The organism is Citrobacter sp. JUb117 (genome assembly GCF_024809055.1).
Lineage (GTDB): Bacteria > Pseudomonadota > Gammaproteobacteria > Enterobacterales > Enterobacteriaceae > Citrobacter > Citrobacter gillenii.
This window is the reverse complement of the sequence record NZ_JANUFB010000001.1, coordinates 375,044-392,906: the sequence shown is the minus strand read 5'-3', so window position 1 is coordinate 392,906 and position 17,863 is coordinate 375,044. Positions and strand designations below refer to the sequence as shown.

General features: G+C 50.7%; 13 protein-coding genes. 5 read left to right on the top strand and 8 right to left on the bottom strand.

Annotated features, from left to right (window positions below):
* Nucleotides 1–13: 13 nt before the first annotated feature.
* The 7 genes from M2374_RS01835 to M2374_RS01805 form a co-directional block, all read right to left on the bottom strand.
* Entirely contained in the window at nucleotides 14–2,278 is a 2,265-nt protein-coding gene (locus M2374_RS01835) for a ComEC family protein (protein ID WP_181688321.1), read from the bottom strand.
* Nucleotides 2,279–2,484: 206 nt separating this feature from the next.
* Complete coding sequence (ihfB, locus tag M2374_RS01830; RefSeq protein WP_003035780.1) at nucleotides 2,485–2,769, bottom strand: integration host factor subunit beta; 285 nt, start codon at nucleotides 2,767–2,769, stop codon at nucleotides 2,485–2,487.
* 159 nt (nucleotides 2,770–2,928) lie between these two features.
* The gene (gene rpsA / locus M2374_RS01825) at nucleotides 2,929–4,602 is read right to left on the bottom strand and encodes a 30S ribosomal protein S1 (RefSeq protein ID WP_045441262.1); all 1,674 of its coding nucleotides are present in this window, start codon (nucleotides 4,600–4,602) and stop codon (nucleotides 2,929–2,931) included.
* Nucleotides 4,603–4,715: 113 nt separating this feature from the next.
* Nucleotides 4,716–5,399, bottom strand: a complete 684-nt coding sequence (gene cmk, locus M2374_RS01820) for a (d)CMP kinase (protein WP_045441261.1) — start codon at nucleotides 5,397–5,399, stop codon at nucleotides 4,716–4,718.
* Nucleotides 5,400–5,570: 171 nt separating this feature from the next.
* Nucleotides 5,571–6,854, bottom strand: a complete 1,284-nt coding sequence (gene aroA, locus M2374_RS01815; RefSeq protein ID WP_181688322.1) for a 3-phosphoshikimate 1-carboxyvinyltransferase — start codon at nucleotides 6,852–6,854, stop codon at nucleotides 5,571–5,573.
* 70 nt (nucleotides 6,855–6,924) lie between these two features.
* Nucleotides 6,925–8,013 carry a 3-phosphoserine/phosphohydroxythreonine transaminase gene (gene serC, locus M2374_RS01810; protein WP_096757681.1) on the bottom strand — a complete coding sequence of 363 codons (1,089 nt, stop codon included), beginning with the start codon at nucleotides 8,011–8,013 and terminating at the stop codon, nucleotides 6,925–6,927.
* 214 nt (nucleotides 8,014–8,227) lie between these two features.
* The gene (locus tag M2374_RS01805) at nucleotides 8,228–8,920 is read right to left on the bottom strand and encodes a DUF421 domain-containing protein (RefSeq protein ID WP_117341710.1); all 693 of its coding nucleotides are present in this window, start codon (nucleotides 8,918–8,920) and stop codon (nucleotides 8,228–8,230) included.
* 135 nt (nucleotides 8,921–9,055) lie between these two features.
* Between M2374_RS01805 and ycaO the strand changes: the two genes are divergently transcribed.
* The 5 genes from ycaO to M2374_RS01780 all read left to right on the top strand — a co-directional run bounded on the left by ycaO (nucleotide 9,056) and on the right by M2374_RS01780 (nucleotide 16,241).
* The gene (ycaO, locus tag M2374_RS01800) at nucleotides 9,056–10,816 is read left to right on the top strand and encodes a 30S ribosomal protein S12 methylthiotransferase accessory factor YcaO (protein ID WP_181688323.1); all 1,761 of its coding nucleotides are present in this window, start codon (nucleotides 9,056–9,058) and stop codon (nucleotides 10,814–10,816) included.
* Nucleotides 10,817–11,221: 405 nt separating this feature from the next.
* Nucleotides 11,222–12,079, top strand: a complete 858-nt coding sequence (gene focA / locus M2374_RS01795) for a formate transporter FocA (protein ID WP_135322512.1) — start codon at nucleotides 11,222–11,224, stop codon at nucleotides 12,077–12,079.
* A 59-nt stretch (nucleotides 12,080–12,138) separates the two neighbouring features.
* Nucleotides 12,139–14,421 (top strand): formate C-acetyltransferase, encoded by a 2,283-nt coding sequence (pflB, locus tag M2374_RS01790; protein ID WP_181490392.1) that lies wholly within the window; start codon nucleotides 12,139–12,141, stop codon nucleotides 14,419–14,421.
* A gap of 190 nt (nucleotides 14,422–14,611) precedes the next feature.
* Nucleotides 14,612–15,352 carry a pyruvate formate lyase 1-activating protein gene (gene pflA, locus M2374_RS01785; RefSeq protein ID WP_096757686.1) on the top strand — a complete coding sequence of 247 codons (741 nt, stop codon included), beginning with the start codon at nucleotides 14,612–14,614 and terminating at the stop codon, nucleotides 15,350–15,352.
* Between the two features lie 97 nt (nucleotides 15,353–15,449).
* Complete coding sequence (locus M2374_RS01780; RefSeq protein WP_181688324.1) at nucleotides 15,450–16,241, top strand: hypothetical protein; 792 nt, start codon at nucleotides 15,450–15,452, stop codon at nucleotides 16,239–16,241.
* Nucleotides 16,242–16,289: 48 nt separating this feature from the next.
* On the opposite strand, the gene M2374_RS01775 is transcribed toward M2374_RS01780, so the two are convergent.
* Nucleotides 16,290–17,711, bottom strand: a complete 1,422-nt coding sequence (locus M2374_RS01775; RefSeq protein WP_096757687.1) for an APC family permease — start codon at nucleotides 17,709–17,711, stop codon at nucleotides 16,290–16,292.
* Nucleotides 17,712–17,863: the final 152 nt, after the last annotated feature.

Genomic DNA, 17,863 nt, shown 5'->3' with positions numbered 1-17,863 from the left:
ATAGCCGTATATTCTACCCGTTATCCTCCGGCACGCCAAACCACTGATGATACCAACGAGGTAAAATCTGATCCCGCAAACTGCGTATCCGCCAATTTTCCGGGAAAAAGTCCAGCGTAACCTGCCCCTGATGAGGCGTGTCCAACCATTGGTAACTCTGCTGCTGATAGCGTTGCTTCACTTTCCAGGAAGGCAGACGCCAGGCGTTATAGCGTGAAGCTGAGGCTAATGCCACCTGCCCACCAACCCGCTGAACAAACGCTAATGACGATGAAGTATTGCTGCCATGATGCGGTACCTGAATAAAAGTGGACTGCAGATGCTGCCAGTAATGACTTAGCATATTTTGTTCTGCAGGAGATTCAATATCACCGGTCAGCAGAAAACTGCGCTCGCCGTCGTCAACTCTCACCACACAGGAATGGTTATTCCCCCGATCGTTAGTCCCACGGAGCGGCCAGTGAGCGCTGAACGTTAATCCCTGCCATTGCCAGCTCTCGCCGCGAAAACAGGGTAAATGGCCTTTCCATCCTAGCGGGCTTCTCACCCACATTGCTGGCCAGGTTTTCAGTAACGAGTCCATTCCCCCCCGATGGTCCAGATGTTCATGGCTCAACACGATCCCTTCAGGTGTCAGGTTGTGCCAGCGTAACCAGGGGATGATCAACTGCTGTGCGCTATCACCCCCAGGCCATGCCAGCCCGGTATCGTAGAGAATCGCTTTACCATTACGGGCGATGACCATTGCCAGTCCTTGCCCAACATCCAGCATATACACCTGCCACACTTGCGTTCGCGCAGGTCGCCAGAATGGCAAGCTCAACAAAAGCACTGCCGAAATGCAGACCACCGGTAAGGTACGCCATACATTCAGTCGCCATGCAACGAGCATCGCCCAGGGCGATAACGAAAGCCATTGCCAGCGTTGGTCAATGTTGATCCAACCTTCTGGCAGACTATTGAGCGCCCAGAATAAGAGTGCCAGCGATCGATCGGCCAGATACCAGCACCCGGTCTCGACAACCAGCGGCCCGGTTAAGTGCACAATCATACCCGCGAGAATCAGCGGGACAGAAACAAACGTGACCAACGGTACGGCAAACAAATTGGCCAGAAATGAGGTCAGGCTGATACCGTGAAACAGGGCGATTTGCACTGGCAGAAGCAGGAGCGTGATACCTAACTGGAGATGCGCCAGCTCGAGAAATACGCGTCCCACACGGGAGAGTGACCATTCGGGCAGTGGAAACCATTGATACCAGAATATCAGTGCCGCAACGGCAAACGCGGACAACCACAGGCTTTGTGAGAGAACAGCTACGGGATCAACCATCACAATTGCAGCCAGACAGCATGTCCAGACAGCCCACCCACTCCACTGCCGCCCGCTCAGTTTAAGCGCACCCCAGACAATCAGTGCAACCACGGTGCGTAATGCGGGAGGCTGTAGCCCTGTTAACCATGCATAAAACGTCGCACAGGCGATTCCGCCCACCAGCGGAACCTGCCAGGCGATCCAGCGGGTTGGCATAAAAAATTGCCCACCGCGAATTAGCCCGGCGGCTAAAAGCGCGGCAAAGGCAATATGTAGCCCGGAAATAGCCATCAAATGCGCCGTTCCGGTGTCGCGCATAATGGTTTTCACCTCTTGCGAAACAGAGAGTCGCTCCCCCATTCCCAGGCCCAGTATCACCTGCTGCCAGGGATAAGCGGATAACGTTGTATTCAACGAAGAGAGATAACGGGCACGCAGGCTACACTGTGGCGAAATGACACTTGCCTGCAGGAAGCGTCCCGTCAGCGGTTGATGCTGTGCTAACGCATAGCGCTGGCTATCAAATCCCCCTTCATTTAATTGGCCGTGTACCGCGCGAACCTTAAGCGTCATTGCCCATTTCTGACCCGCACAAACCTCACCAGGCAAGTATTGTCCATACAGTACGATCCCCTGCGCCGGAAATATTCGTCTCCCCTGCAGGTGGGTAATCTGTCCATAGTGCGTGGTCATATGGTCAGTGCCGGTTATTTGTACTATGGCCTGTTGAGTGTTAGCAGGGAGCGTATTGCCCGCCCAGGTAGCGTCTTTCGCCGCCAGTATTCCCCAGAGAAAGAACAACAGCGTTAACCCGGCATAATGCAGATACTTGTGCGGAATAAGACAGAGCACACACGCCAGGCAAAACAGGCCGCTGACGTACAGCATTTCGGGCAGTGAGGGTAATACCGTAAGCGGGAGAATACCGCACAATGCACACGAGCTGACCGTTGTTATTTTCACAAAACACCTCCCTGTTACAGGAAGTGTGCAGGACAACGCAGCGGTTGTCTGGCAGCAATTTTTCGTTTTCCGGCGTGTGTTCTGCTGTTATTACGCGAAGGATGTAATGTGCAATTTAACTGAGAGGCGGGTTCCAATATGGGCAAGCAGAAATGAAAAAAGCACCCCTACAGGTGCTTTTCTCGACGTTAAGTTTTGTGAAAAACTTAGCCGTAAATATTGGCGCGATCGCGCAGCTCTTTACCCGGTTTAAAGTGCGGAACATATTTTCCTTCCAGATCCACTTTATCGCCAGTCTTCGGATTACGTCCGGTACGTGGTGCGCGGTAATGCAGAGAAAAACTACCGAAACCGCGGATTTCAATACGCTCGCCCTGCGCCAGAGTCGAGGCCATATGTTCCAGCATCTCTTTTACCGCGTCTTCAACCGCTTTCGCGGGAATGTGAGGCTGCTGGGTTGCAAGTCTTTCGATCAATTCTGACTTGGTCATGATTCCTCCGGTTCCTTAAAGGCAAAATTAGCTGCTGCATTGATTAAGGGCGGCCGTAGCCGCCCTTTGTCATTGATTACAGGACGAATCCTGTAATCTGTCAAGCTACTCGTCACCCTTTGTGCTGTTAATAGCACAAAGGATTTGAAGCACTCGATATTACTCGCCTTTAGCTGCTTTGAAAGCTTCAGCCATTGCGTTGTTAGAGAAGTTTGCATCTTCCTGTTTGTTAACAGTTGCGATTGCATCTTTCTCATCAGCTTCGTCTTTAGCACGAACAGACAGGCTGATTGCACGGTTCTTACGATCAACGCCGGTGAATTTAGCTTCAACGTCGTCGCCTACGCTCAGAACCAGAGTTGCATCTTCAACGCGGTCACGTGAAGCTTCAGAAGCGCGCAGGTAACCTTCAACGCCGTCAGCCAGTTCTACGGTTGCGCCTTTAGCGTCAACTGCAGTCACTTTACCGTTTACGATTGCGCCTTTCTTGTTCAGTGCAACCCAGTTGTTGAACGGATCTTCTGCGAGCTGTTTAACGCCCAGAGAGATACGCTCACGTTCTGCGTCAACCTGCAGAACAACTGCTGCGATTTCGTCGCCTTTTTTGTATTCACGAACTGCTTCTTCGCCTGCAACGTTCCAGGAGATGTCAGACAGGTGAACCAGGCCGTCGATGCCGCCGTCCAGGCCGATGAAGATACCGAAGTCAGTGATAGACTTGATTTTACCTTCAACACGGTCACCCTTGTTGTGGGTTTCCGCGAACTGCTGCCATGGGTTGTTTTTGCACTGCTTCAGACCCAGGGAGATACGACGACGTTCTTCGTCGATATCCAGAACCATAACTTCCACTACGTCGCCAACGTTAACAACTTTGGACGGGTGGATGTTTTTGTTGGTCCAATCCATTTCGGAAACGTGAACCAGGCCTTCAACGCCTTCTTCGATTTCAACGAAGCAGCCGTAGTCGGTCAGGTTGGTCACGCGACCAGTCAGTTTGGTACCTTCCGGATAACGCTTAGCGATAGCTACCCATGGATCTTCGCCCAGCTGTTTCAGGCCCAGAGATACACGAGTACGCTCGCGGTCGAACTTCAGCACTTTAACAGTGATTTCGTCGCCAACGTTTACGATTTCGCTCGGATGCTTAACGCGTTTCCATGCCATGTCGGTGATGTGCAGCAGGCCGTCAACGCCACCCAGATCAACGAATGCACCGTAGTCAGTGAGGTTCTTAACGATACCTTTAACTTCCATGCCTTCCTGCAGGTTTTCCAGCAGCTGATCGCGTTCTGCGCTGTTTTCGGATTCGATAACGGCACGACGGGAAACAACGACGTTGTTACGTTTCTGATCCAGCTTGATTACTTTGAATTCAAGCTCTTTGCCTTCCAGGTGCAGCGTGTCGCGGACCGGACGAACGTCTACCAGGGAACCCGGCAGGAACGCGCGAATACCATTCAGCTCAACAGTGAAGCCACCCTTGACTTTGCCATTGATAACACCAGTAACGGTCGCAGCTTCTTCGTAAGCTTTTTCCAGCGTGATCCAAGCTTCGTGACGTTTAGCTTTTTCACGGGACAGCAGAGTTTCACCGAAGCCGTCTTCTACTGCATCCAGAGCAACGTCAACTTCGTCACCAACCTGGATTTCCAGCTCGCCCTGGGCGTTTTTGAACTGCTCTGCCGGAATGGCAGACTCAGATTTCAGACCGGCGTCAACCAGTACGATATCTTTGTCGATAGCAACAACAACACCACGAACGATGGAACCCGGACGGGTTTCGATTTCTTTTAAGGATTCTTCAAACAGTTGAGCAAAAGATTCAGTCATGTTTAATCTTCAGGTTTCATATTTAACGTCCACCTGGCTCCATGCCGGATGGGGTTGTTTAACATACCCGCTGTCATTCCATTGCAACGGGGGTACTGCAAATTCGGTCGCTCTTAAGCGAGTGCCAGTTTTTGGCGCGCGTATTGTAACGCTTTTTCAATCACTTGCTCAATGCTTAATCGGGTTGAATCCAAAACTAAGGCATCAGCAGCAGGAACTAACGGCGCTACCGCACGGTTTCGATCGCGGTCGTCGCGTTCTTCGATCTCGGCCAAAAGGCGTTCAAAGTTAACACTAAAGCCCTTCTCCTGCAACTGTAGCATACGTCGATGCGCACGTTCTTGCGAGGAAGCGTCCAGAAAAATTTTCACCGGCGCGTCAGGGAATACCACGGTCCCCATGTCTCGTCCGTCAGCGATTAATCCCGGCGCTTCACGGAAGGCGCGTTGACGACGCAACAGCGCTTCACGCACACGGGGAAACGCGGCAACCTGAGAGGCGGCGTTTGCCACTTCCTGAGTGCGGATTTCACCGCTAACATCTTCACCTTCAAGGATAACTTCCAGATTGCCGTCTGTTGAGATAAAACGCACATCCAGATGTGACGCCAGCGGGACCAGCGCATCTTCAGAGGCGACATCAACATGGTGATGTAACGCCGCAAGCGCCAGTACACGATAAATCGCGCCAGAATCTAACAGATGCCACTGCAATGCTTCCGCCATTGCTTTGCACAAGGTGCCTTTACCTGCACCGCTTGGGCCATCAATGGTAATAACCGGGGCAATTGCCGTCATCTTTTTCTCCTTAAACAGGCATACGTTAACGTAAATGCCGCGCATTATACGCGCCAACGTCAACGATCGTTATCTTTGTGTGAAAAATACAGAATCATTGAAGCTGAGTGTAGAATAAATGGGCAATAGAGGATGTCAGAATGTGCCGCACGTGGTAGTGCGGCCATCAAATCAGGCAGGTGTACTAATACGTGCCAACTGTTCGAAATAATCCGGGAAGGTTTTGGCCGTGCATTTAGGGTCAAGAATAGTGACTGGCGTGTCAGACAGCGCCACCAGCGAGAAACACATCGCCATGCGGTGATCGTTATAGGTCGCAATATCAGCAAATGTTAACGTAGCAGGTGGCGTGATACGGATAAAATCATGCCCCTCTTCCACTTCAGCGCCCACTTTACGCAGCTCCGTTGCCATCGCAAATAAACGGTCTGTCTCCTTGACTCGCCAGTTGTAGATGTTGCGAAGAGTCGTGGTGCCTTTCGCAAACAGCGCCGCGGTAGCAATCGTCATCGCCGCATCCGGAATGTGGTTCATATCCATATCAATGGCGTGTAATTCCCCGTGCGTACAGGCAATGAAATCATCTCCCCACGTCACGGTCGCGCCCATTTTTTCCAGCACATCGGCAAAGCGAATATCGCCCTGCATGCTGTTGCGGCCAATCCCGGTGACTTTCACCGTACCGCCTTTAATCGCTCCGGCGGCAAGGAAATACGAGGCCGATGACGCATCCCCTTCCACCAGGTATGCGCCAGGGGACTGGTACTGCTGTCCACCTTTGACAACAAAATGTTGGTAGTCCTGGTTCTCAATCTCAACGCCAAAGGTTTTCATCAGGTTTAGCGTAATATCGATGTAAGGTTTTGATACCAGCTCGCCTTTAATTGCGATCGTCGTATCCTGCGGCGCCAGCGGCGCGGTCATCAGCAACGCGGTGAGGAACTGGCTGGACACGCTGCCGTCCACGTCAACCTGGCCACCGATAAAACCACCGCGTAGTCGTAAAGGCGGATAGTTTTCCTGCTCCAGGTAATCTATGTTTGCGCCCCCCTGGCGTAGCGCATCGACCAGATGGCCAATCGGTCGCTCTTTCATACGCGGTTCACCCGTCAGCACAATATTGTTGTGCCCCAGACACAGCGCAGCCGCCAGCGGACGCATCGCGGTGCCGGCGTTGCCAAGAAACAGTTCGACTGCACCTTCGGCCTGTAACGCGCCGCCGTTACCGATAATTTCGCAGCGGGTACGATCGGCGGAAAGGGTATAGCTAATCCCTAACGCATTCAGCGCGTTAAGCATATGGCGGACATCATCACTGTCCAGCAGGTTGGTCAGGACAGTGGTGCCATTTGCTAATGCAGCCAGCAGCAAAGCGCGGTTAGAAACACTTTTAGAACCAGGCAGATTGATGGTGCCATCTACCCGCGCAATGGGTTGTAACGTCAGGGATTCCATGAAACTTAACTCTCAAAAACAGATATAAAAACCCCACAGGCTGGCTGTGGGGATGAAAAATAACAGCAGATTAGCCGCGGCGACGCTCGAAATCGATCATGAAATCGGTCAACGCTTTCACGCCTTCAAGCGGCATTGCATTGTAGATAGACGCGCGCATCCCACCGACCACACGATGCCCTTTCAGCGCATGCAGACCAGCAGCAAAAGACTCTTCCAGGAACAGTTTATCCAGTGAGCTGTCAGCCAACTGGAAAGGAACGTTCATGCGCGAGCGGTTAGACTTCGCAACGTCGTTACGATAGAAGTCACTGTTATCAATGACGCCGTACAACAGTTCCGCTTTTTGCTGGTTAATTTTGTCCATTGCGCTGACGCCGCCTTGCGCTTTCAGCCACTTAAAGACCAGACCAGAGAGGTACCAGGCAAATGTCGGCGGCGTGTTAAACATCGAGTCATTGTCGTTCAGGACGGTGTAATCGAGGATCGACGGGCAGGACACGTGCGCTTTGCCGAGTAAATCTTCACGTACGATGACGATCGTCAGACCCGCTGGGCCGATGTTTTTCTGCGCGCCGGCGTAGATTACGCCATAGCGGCTAACATCAAGCGGCCCAGACAAGATGGTGGAAGACAGGTCAGCGGTCACCACAACGTTACTGGCAAAATTCGGCGTCTCATCGATTGCAATACCATCAATGGTTTCGTTCGGGCAATAGTGCAGATAAGCCGCATTGTCAGAAAGCTGCCATTCACTCATTGGCGTGACCGCCCGCAGGCCGTCAACGGTAACTTTGGCATCAATCACGTTTGGTGTGCAGTATTTCTTCGCTTCTTTAATGGCGCTGGCTGCCCAATAACCGGCATCGACGTAATCTGCCGTGGTCTTATCGCCTAAAATATTGAGCGGGATCCCGGCGAACTGACCGCGACCACCGCCATGGCAGAACAACACTTTGTAGTTGGAGGGAATGCTGAGGAGATCGCGAAAATCCTGCTCTGCTTCCTCTGCGACCTGGATAAACTCTTTACCACGGTGGCTAATTTCCATCACCGACGTGCCAAGACCATTCCAGTCGCGGAGATCCTGTTGAGCCAGTTTAAGTACGTCCGCCGGTAGCATTGCCGGACCTGAACTAAAATTGAAGACCTGAGTCATTTCCCCTCACCACGTTGTGTTGTTATCCGGTCAACATCCTGTCGTTGGCAATAATTCCTGTGACAGACATTGGGTATATGTTTTTCCTGTGGATATCGGTTTTATCATTCAGCGACACGCGCCGCAATGGGTAATACGGGTCAGGGGAAAAATGTGTCATTCGTCACACAAAAGAATCTATCGGATTGACGGCTCAAAACCGATATTTTCGCTGTCAGGTGACCCGTTTTGCCCGACTGGCCTTCGTCCATTCTGGATTTGCACAGCGCGGACATAATTGATGATCCCCAGCGCGCATGTGAATAACTTCACTACAGCGTACGCAGGCATAATCCCCTGCCGCCGGTACCACCTTAAAGCGTTGCGTACAGTGTTTAGGCAGAATGCTGAGACCGGGTTTGACGTCTTCATCGGCAAAGAAATAGACGCTGATTTGCCCGTTTGTCTCCAGAATAGCGAGCTTCACCTGCCCTAATTGCTCCACACCGTTCAACCGCAATTCCATAAAAAACTCGAATTCCGTCATATTGGCGTTATTGAGCTTCGACCATGACAGTTCGCCGTCTTCGATGATCACCAGCGGTTTACCCTCCAGCAGATCCTCCAGCTTTTCACTGTGTGCCATCAGCCACATCACTAAGCGATACAGCAGCGCCAGGGTAATGAATACCACCAGCACCGGTAGCAGCGGAACATCGTCATAAAACGCCACATCCCCCGCTGCCGACCCCAGCGTCAGGATAATCAACACTTCAAAAAGCGACATCTGGCGTACACCACGCCGCCCCGTGAGCTTTAAAAACAGAAAAACTAATATAAAGGTATACAAGCTGCGCAGCGCCACCTCACCCAGAAACTCCATGGGCACTTTATCCAGCGCCATACGGTGTAAATCGAATGCTTTCATTTTGTACTCTTAACGTGGGTTATCGTGTGAAAGCATAGTCAACGCTTTTATTTGCGTCACCGCAGTGGCGGCGATAGCGCCATTCATATAAAACCCGTATCATTGCGCGCTTTCCGTACGACAAAAGTGATTTTCATGACGCAAACATTTATTCCCGGCAAAGATGCCGCGCTGGAAGATTCCATCGCCCGCTTCCAGCAAAAATTACTCGACCTTGGTTTCCAGATTGAAGAAGCCTCATGGTTAAACCCCGTTCCTAACGTTTGGTCTGTGCATATTCGCGATAAAGAGTGCGCACTGTGTTTCACCAACGGTAAAGGCGCGACGAAAAAAGCGGCGCTGGCTTCCGCGCTGGGCGAATATTTTGAGCGTCTGTCCACCAACTACTTTTTTGCCGATTTCTGGCTGGGTGAAACTGTCGCTAACGGTCCATTCGTGCATTATCCGAACGAAAAATGGTTCCCGTTAACCGAAGAGGATGACGTTCCAGAAGGTCTGTTGGATGCCCGTCTGCGCGCGTTCTACGATCCGGAAAATGAACTGACCGGCAGCATGCTGATCGACCTGCAGTCAGGCAATGAAGAACGCGGCGTTTGCGGTCTGCCGTTTACCCGCCAGTCTGATAACCAAACCGTGTACATTCCGATGAATATCATTGGCAACCTGTACGTTTCCAACGGAATGTCTGCCGGTAACACCCCAAATGAAGCACGTGTTCAGGGGCTGTCTGAAGTCTTTGAACGTTATGTGAAGAACCGCATCATCGCAGAAAGCATCAGTCTGCCGGAAATCCCAACCGACGTGCTGGCGCGTTACCCGGCAGTGGTCGAGTCCATCGCCAAACTGGAAGCCGAAGGGTTCCCAATTTTCGCCTATGACGGCTCGCTGGGCGGCAAATACCCGGTTATCTGCGTAGTACTGTTTAACCCGGCTAACGGGACCTGCTTTGCGTCATTTGGCGCCCACCCGGACTTCGGCGTGGCACTGGAGCGTACCGTCACTGAACTGTTGCAGGGCCGCGGTCTGAAAGATCTTGATGTCTTTATGCCCCCGACCTTTGATGATGAAGAAGTGGCTGAGCATACCAACCTCGAAACCCACTTCATCGATTCCAGCGGCCTGATCTCCTGGGATTTGTTCAAACAAGATGCCGATTATCCGTTCGTTGACTGGAATTTCTCCGGCACCACGGAAGAAGAGTTCGCCACCCTGATGGCTATCTTCAAAACCGAAGATAAAGAAGTGTATATCGCTGATTACGAGCATCTGGGCGTGTACGCCTGCCGCATCATCGTTCCGGGGATGTCTGATATCTATCCGGCTGAAGATCTGTGGTTAGCGAACAACGGTATGGGCACACATCTGCGTGAAACCATTCTTTCTCTGCCGGGCAGCGAGTGGGATAAAGAAGACTATCTCAGCCTGCTCGAACAACTGGATGAAGAAGGTTTTGACGACTTTACCCGCGTACGTGAGCTGCTGGGTCTGGCAACAGGTTCAGACAACGGCTGGTCTACGCTGCGTATTGGTGAGCTGAAAGTGATGCTGGCACTGGCCGGCGGTGACCTGGAGCAGGCACTGATTTGGACCGAATGGACAATGGAGTTTAACGCATCGGTCTTTAGCGCCGAACGCGCCAACTACTACCGTTGCCTGCAAACGCTGCTGCTGTTGTCGCAGGAAGACGATCGCCAGCCGCTGCAGTATCTGAACGCTTTTGTCCGTATGTACGGTGCCGATGCGGTTGAAGCGGCGAGTGCGGCATTAAGCGGAGAAGCGCCTTTTTATGGCCTCCAGTCCGTCGACAGCGATCTGCAGGCTTTCCCGGCGCATCAGTCTCTGCTGAAAGCCTATGAAAAACTGCAGCGCGCAAAAGCAGCATACTGGTCAAAATAATGGCAATTAGCCTGCTCTGAGTAGGCTTCAACAATTGACTACGCTATATTACGGGGCGCATTTTGTGCCCCGTTTTTTTTATTTTTGCTTAATCAAAAATAAATGTAAAAACAAGGTTAAAAATTAGTAGTTGATATTAAAAAAAATAGCTTGATAGTGTTGCGTTTTATCTCAATTACTCCATTTTAATTAACCGCTCAACGGGAGGCGAAAGGAAAAAATTCAACTCACTTTATAATTTTTAAAATTTATTTTTACTATAATAATCAAAAAGTTACTCCGTAATCGCATAAAAACCATGCGTCTTGCGGGCCTATAAGCCAGGCGAGATATGATCTATATCAAATTCTCATCTATAATGCTTTGTTAGTATCTCGTCGCCGACTTAATAAAGAGAGAGTTAGTGTGAAAGCTGACAACCCTTTTGATCTTATACTTCCTGCTGCTATGGCCAAAGTTGCCGAAGAAGCAGGCGTCTATAAAGCAACGAAACATCCGCTTAAGACGTTCTATCTGGCAATTACTGCCGGTGTGTTCATTTCAATTGCCTTTGTTTTCTATATCACCGCCACGACCGGTACTGGAACAATGCCTTTCGGTATGGCCAAGTTGATCGGTGGTATCTGCTTTTCCCTGGGACTGATTCTTTGTGTTGTCTGCGGCGCTGACCTCTTTACTTCAACCGTACTGATTGTCGTCGCTAAGGCCAGTGGACGTATTACCTGGGGCCAACTGGCAAAAAACTGGCTCAACGTTTATGTTGGCAACCTGGTGGGTTGCTTGCTCTTTGTGCTACTGATGTGGCTTTCCGGCGAATATATGACCGCTAACGGCGCATGGGGGCTAAATGTCCTGCAAACCGCCGATCACAAAGTGCATCACACCTTTGTTGAAGCCGTCAGCCTCGGTATTCTGGCAAACCTGATGGTGTGCCTGGCCGTATGGATGAGCTACTCAGGCCGTAGCCTGATGGACAAAGCGTTTATCATGGTATTACCGGTCGCAATGTTTGTTGCCAGCGGTTTTGAGCACAGTATCGCAAACATGTTTATGATCCCTATGGGTATCGTAATACGCGATTTCGCCACACCGGAATTCTGGACCGCTGTCGGTTCTTCTCCGGAGAATTTTTCACACCTGACCGTGATGAATTTCATCACCGATAACCTGATTCCGGTTACGATCGGTAACATTATCGGCGGCGGTTTGTTAGTCGGGTTGACATACTGGGTCATTTACCTACGTGGTAACGATCATCACTAATTTGTTGATGCCCATTACACGTAGTAAATAAAAAATCCACTTAAGAAGGTAGGTGTTACATGTCCGAGCTTAATGAAAAGTTAGCCACAGCCTGGGAAGGTTTTACCAAAGGTGATTGGCAGAATGAAGTAAACGTCCGTGACTTCATTCAGAAAAACTACACTCCGTATGAGGGTGACGAGTCCTTCCTGGCTGGCGCAACTGACGCGACCACCAAGCTGTGGGACAGCGTGATGGAAGGCGTTAAACAGGAAAACCGTACTCACGCGCCTGTTGACTTTGACACCTCCGTTGCTTCTACCATCACTTCTCACGATGCTGGCTACATCAACAAGCAGCTTGAGAAAATCGTTGGTCTGCAGACTGAAGCTCCACTGAAACGTGCGATCATTCCGTTTGGCGGCATCAAAATGGTTGAAGGTTCCTGCAAAGCGTACAATCGCGAACTGGACCCGATGCTGAAAAAAATCTTCACCGAATACCGCAAAACCCACAACCAGGGTGTATTCGATGTTTATACCAAAGACATTCTGAACTGCCGTAAATCCGGTGTTCTGACTGGTCTGCCAGATGCGTATGGCCGTGGCCGTATCATCGGTGACTACCGTCGCGTTGCGCTGTACGGTATCGACTACCTGATGAAAGACAAGTACGCTCAGTTCGTCTCTCTGCAGTCCGATCTGGAAAATGGCGTAAACCTGGAAGCAACTATCCGTCTGCGTGAAGAAATTGCTGAACAGCACCGCGCACTGGGTCAGATCAAAGAAATGGCGGCTAAATATGGCTGCGATATCTCTGGTCCGGCTACCAACGCTCAGGAAGCCATCCAGTGGACCTACTTCGGCTACCTGGCCGCTGTTAAGTCTCAGAACGGTGCAGCAATGTCCTTCGGTCGTGTATCCACCTTCCTGGATGCATACATCGAACGTGATATCAAAGCAGGCAAAATCACCGAGCAAGACGCTCAGGAAATGATTGACCACCTGGTCATGAAACTGCGTATGGTTCGTTTCCTGCGTACCCCTGAATATGATGAACTGTTCTCCGGTGACCCGATTTGGGCAACTGAATCAATCGGCGGTATGGGCGTTGACGGCCGTACTCTGGTAACCAAAAACAGCTTCCGCTTCCTGAACACCCTGTACACCATGGGTCCTTCTCCGGAGCCGAACATCACCGTTCTGTGGTCTGAAAAACTGCCTCTGAACTTCAAGAAATTCGCCGCTAAAGTGTCTATCGATACCTCTTCTCTGCAGTATGAGAACGATGACCTGATGCGTCCGGACTTCAACAACGACGATTACGCTATCGCTTGTTGCGTAAGCCCGATGGTTGTTGGTAAACAAATGCAGTTCTTCGGTGCGCGTGCAAACCTGGCGAAAACCATGCTGTACGCAATCAACGGCGGCGTTGATGAAAAACTGAAAATCCAGGTTGGTCCGAAATCTGAACCAATCAAAGGCGATCTGCTGAACTTCGACGAAGTGATGGAACGTATGGATCACTTTATGGATTGGCTGGCTAAGCAGTACGTCACCGCACTGAACGTCATCCACTACATGCACGACAAGTACAGCTACGAAGCCTCTCTGATGGCGCTGCACGACCGTGACGTTGTTCGCACTATGGCATGTGGTATCGCAGGTCTGTCCGTTGCTGCTGACTCCCTGTCTGCAATCAAATATGCAAAAGTTAAACCGATTCGTGACGAAGACGGTCTGGCTATCGACTTCGAAATCGAAGGCGAATACCCGCAGTTTGGTAACAACGACTCTCGCGTTGATGACATGGCGGTTGACCTGGTAGAACGTTTCATGAAGAAAATTCAGAAACTGACTACTTACCGTAACGCTATCCCGACTCAGTCTGTTCTGACCATCACCTCTAACGTTGTGTATGGTAAGAAAACGGGTAACACCCCAGATGGTCGTCGTGCTGGCGCACCGTTCGGACCGGGTGCTAACCCAATGCACGGCCGTGACCAGAAAGGTGCTGTTGCCTCTCTGACCTCCGTTGCTAAACTGCCGTTTGCTTACGCTAAAGATGGTATCTCTTACACCTTCTCTATCGTTCCGAACGCTCTGGGTAAAGACGACGAAGTTCGTAAGACCAACCTGGCAGGCCTGATGGACGGTTACTTCCATCACGAAGCGTCCATCGAAGGTGGTCAGCACCTGAACGTGAACGTCATGAACCGTGAAATGCTGCTGGACGCGATGGAACATCCTGAGAAATATCCTCAGCTGACCATCCGTGTATCAGGTTATGCAGTACGTTTTAACTCCCTGACTAAAGAACAGCAGCAGGATGTTATTACCCGTACTTTCACTCAGACCATGTAATTGGTTTTGACTGAAATCACGCGTTAAATGTCGTACAATAAAGGCTCCACGTAAGTGGGGCCTTTTTAGCAACTAAGTCTCTTTCGTCAGCTATCTATACTTATGGATGACTGCCAAAACAGACTCGACACAGTTAATAACTGTGCACTCACTCTGGCCCCGGATGGGCCACATCTGGAGATACACCGCAATGTCAGTTATTGGTCGCATTCACTCCTTTGAATCCTGTGGCACCGTAGACGGCCCGGGCATCCGCTTTATTACCTTCTTCCAGGGCTGCCTGATGCGCTGCCTGTATTGCCATAACCGTGATACGTGGGACACGCACGGTGGTAAAGAAGTCACCGTCGAAGAATTGATGAAAGAAGTGGTGACCTATCGCCACTTTATGAACGCCTCCGGTGGCGGCGTAACGGCATCCGGTGGTGAGGCTATTCTGCAGGCCGAATTCGTTCGTGACTGGTTCCGCGCCTGTAGAAAAGAAGGTATTCATACCTGTCTCGACACCAACGGTTTTGTCCGCCGCTACGATCCGGTGATTGATGAACTGCTGGAAGTCACCGATCTGGTGATGCTCGACCTCAAACAGATGAACGACGAAATTCACCAGAACCTGGTCGGTGTGTCTAACCATCGTACACTGGAGTTCGCACGCTATCTGTCTAACAAAGACATCAAGGTGTGGATCCGCTACGTCGTCGTACCAGGCTGGTCTGACGATGACGACTCAGCACACCGTCTGGGCGAGTTTACCCGTGATATGGGCAACGTCGAAAAAATCGAATTACTGCCTTACCATGAGTTGGGTAAACACAAATGGGTGGCGATGGGCGAAGAATATAAGCTGGATGGCGTTAAGCCACCGAAGAAAGAAACCATGGATCGCGTGAAAGGTATCCTGGAACAGTATGGTCATAAAGTGATGTATTGAGTTTACATCCTTGTAAAACGGCTGCCTAACATGGTGGCCGTTTTGTTATCTGCACTTACCTCTTCGGCAAACGGGTCACAACACAGGAAAGGACGTCATGCGGTTATTCATCTCAGGAGTGTTACTGTTGTCTGCCCAGGCCGCGAATGCCGCCAGCAACTGCGATATTAATGCCATCATCCAGCACGCCTGGCCGGATGCCAGGACAACGTCGCAAGGCACCATCACTCAAGATAACCTGGTCATTACCACCCACAGTGATTCACCCAAAAGCGCGATTTGCCGCATCTGGCCAGCGCACCCTGAGCTGACGCTGGCCGCTGTACCATTAATGACACAGCAGTATAGCGATTACGATAACGTCGGCGATATGGAGCTTCTGGTGCTCGATTCCACCACACTCGACGTAAAACAACGATTACGCCTGCCAGAGAGAATGAGCGACGATGCCATTCGCATCACCGGCCTGGCACTTGATACCGCTCGCTGGAAGGTTACGCCTGAACAGACCGCATTCGGCTTGCGTATCTCCCGCACCGGCAGTTCTCGGGTCAATCCATTTAGTGAAACGGCACTTTCGCTGTATGTCATCGACAATAGTCAGCTCCGGCCAATACTAAACGGTATCGTGCTGGAAAATAGCAGCGGAGAATGGGATGGCAACTGCGAGGGAACCTTCAGCGACAGTAAACGCAGCCTGGCGCTGGATACCGGTTCGCAGAATGGGTATGTTGATATTCGAGTAACCGAGAAAAGCGTGGCATCCACGAGCTATGTTGATGCCAATGAGCAATGCGCAGCGAAAGATAAACCGGGTAAAGCCAACTGGTTACTGCGCTATGACGGTCACCAATATACCATTCCCGACGAACTTGCCCCGCTGTCCTGAGCCGCCAGAAGGAGATAGCCTGGCTATCTCCTTCTTATTATCGCTCGTTTAACTCTTTCTTCTCGCCAGCAGCGGGAAAATTAAGCCCAATCCGACCAGTACAAACGGTGTCACAATGTTCAGCGTCAGCTGGAAAGTCCACTCCGGGGTAAAGGCTTCCATTTTTGGAAAAATCCCGGTGACGCAAGCAAATGCAGTGAAGGCAAAACACCATCCTCCGACGGTTAATGCCAGCGTTTTGTTGCGAATAAAGACATATTCTGACTTATATTTCTGCGCCAGCCGTATAACGGCAATAAATGCCACGAACACCCATAAATAACGCAATGGCATAACAACTGAGTTGAGATTCAGCAACCATTTATACAAATTATTCATGTCGCCAATACCCAGCGTCGGCAACATAATCAGAATCGCGACTAATACTAACGTCAATATATAACCGTTCACCGGTGTACCGGACGCATTCGTACGGCACAAACGCGCAGGAATATATCGACTGTCCGCATCACCCAGCAGGACTTTAAGCGGCGCATCGATAGAAAACACCAACGCAGCAATCTGCCCCAGCGTGTTGGCAACCGCATAAATGACCATCAGCGTGTTACCCATCCCGTAATACTCGCCCAGTTTCTGGAAAGCATAATATTGACCATTGGTCATTAAATCATCGGGAATATGCCGGGAGTCAAACATCATCCCCATTGCCAGCGAGCCGAGAATTGCACATACCGCCACCATAATCGCCAGAATCAACATCCCTTTCGGGAATTCTTTGCCTGGATTGCGAGTCTGGTTAACGTAAGGTGAAATTTTTTCCGCGCCACCCACCGCGAAGACCAGCATCGAAATCGTCGTGATATAGGTAAAATCAATATGCGGAATGAACGATTCCCAGGTGATGTTGGTGGTAGCGATCTCAACATCCGTAATTGCCGGTGCGGTTACCGCCATCACGACATACAGAATCGACATCACAAACATCGCAATTCCCGCCACGGAACCCACAATTTTCAGTGACTTCATCCCACGGGATGCAACCCACATGAAGAAGACAAACAGTGCCAGCGTCAGCCCCTGTAACGCCACGACGGTGTATTCTTTAATGAGTGACCCATCCCCCTTCAGCGCCCAGCCCAGGGCAATCAGGATAGCTTGCGGTTTCTGCGCCAGGTAAGGAATATGCACGACCCAGTAAGTCCATGCGGCAAGGTAAGCCAGCCCCGGACCCATGGTGTGTTTAATCCAGGTACTGACACCACCTTTCCCCTCTTTAAACGTGGAGCCAAGCTGCCCGACGATCAGTGCGTAAGGGATAAAATAGAGCGCAAAAATAAAAATCCAGGAGGAGACAACGACTAATCCCTGATTAGCATAGTTGTTTACAACGTTGCCAAACCCCCAAACGGTAATAAACGACATCAAGGCGATGTTGTACCATCGCAACTGTTTTTCCTGTGCACCGGCCATACGCGATCCTTCGTGGGGTTATTTTAAATATCAATAAATGAGGCGATGGATTATGCGCGGTAAAATGAACGGGCGGAAATGGCAGAATGTAAAACTATAACCTTCTGCACAGTTTATTTTTCAGCAAAGATGAGGGGGAATTAAATACGGTG

What these genes read in the sequence shown, in the direction of transcription:
- ihfB (WP_003035780.1), bottom strand. Translation starts at nt 2,769, where the DNA reads ATGACCAAGTCAGAATTGATCGAAAGACTTGCAACCCAGCAGCCTCAC.
- rpsA (WP_045441262.1), bottom strand. Translation starts at nt 4,602, where the DNA reads ATGACTGAATCTTTTGCTCAACTGTTTGAAGAATCCTTAAAAGAAATC.
- cmk (WP_045441261.1), bottom strand. Translation starts at nt 5,399, where the DNA reads ATGACGGCAATTGCCCCGGTTATTACCATTGATGGCCCAAGCGGTGCA.
- aroA (WP_181688322.1), bottom strand. Translation starts at nt 6,854, where the DNA reads ATGGAATCCCTGACGTTACAACCCATTGCGCGGGTAGATGGCACCATC.
- serC (WP_096757681.1), bottom strand. Translation starts at nt 8,013, where the DNA reads ATGACTCAGGTCTTCAATTTTAGTTCAGGTCCGGCAATGCTACCGGCG.
- M2374_RS01805 (WP_117341710.1), bottom strand. Translation starts at nt 8,920, where the DNA reads ATGAAAGCATTCGATTTACACCGTATGGCGCTGGATAAAGTGCCCATG.
- ycaO (WP_181688323.1), top strand. Translation starts at nt 9,056, where the DNA reads ATGACGCAAACATTTATTCCCGGCAAAGATGCCGCGCTGGAAGATTCC.
- pflB (WP_181490392.1), top strand. Translation starts at nt 12,139, where the DNA reads ATGTCCGAGCTTAATGAAAAGTTAGCCACAGCCTGGGAAGGTTTTACC.
- pflA (WP_096757686.1), top strand. Translation starts at nt 14,612, where the DNA reads ATGTCAGTTATTGGTCGCATTCACTCCTTTGAATCCTGTGGCACCGTA.
- M2374_RS01780 (WP_181688324.1), top strand. Translation starts at nt 15,450, where the DNA reads ATGCGGTTATTCATCTCAGGAGTGTTACTGTTGTCTGCCCAGGCCGCG.
- M2374_RS01775 (WP_096757687.1), bottom strand. Translation starts at nt 17,711, where the DNA reads ATGGCCGGTGCACAGGAAAAACAGTTGCGATGGTACAACATCGCCTTG.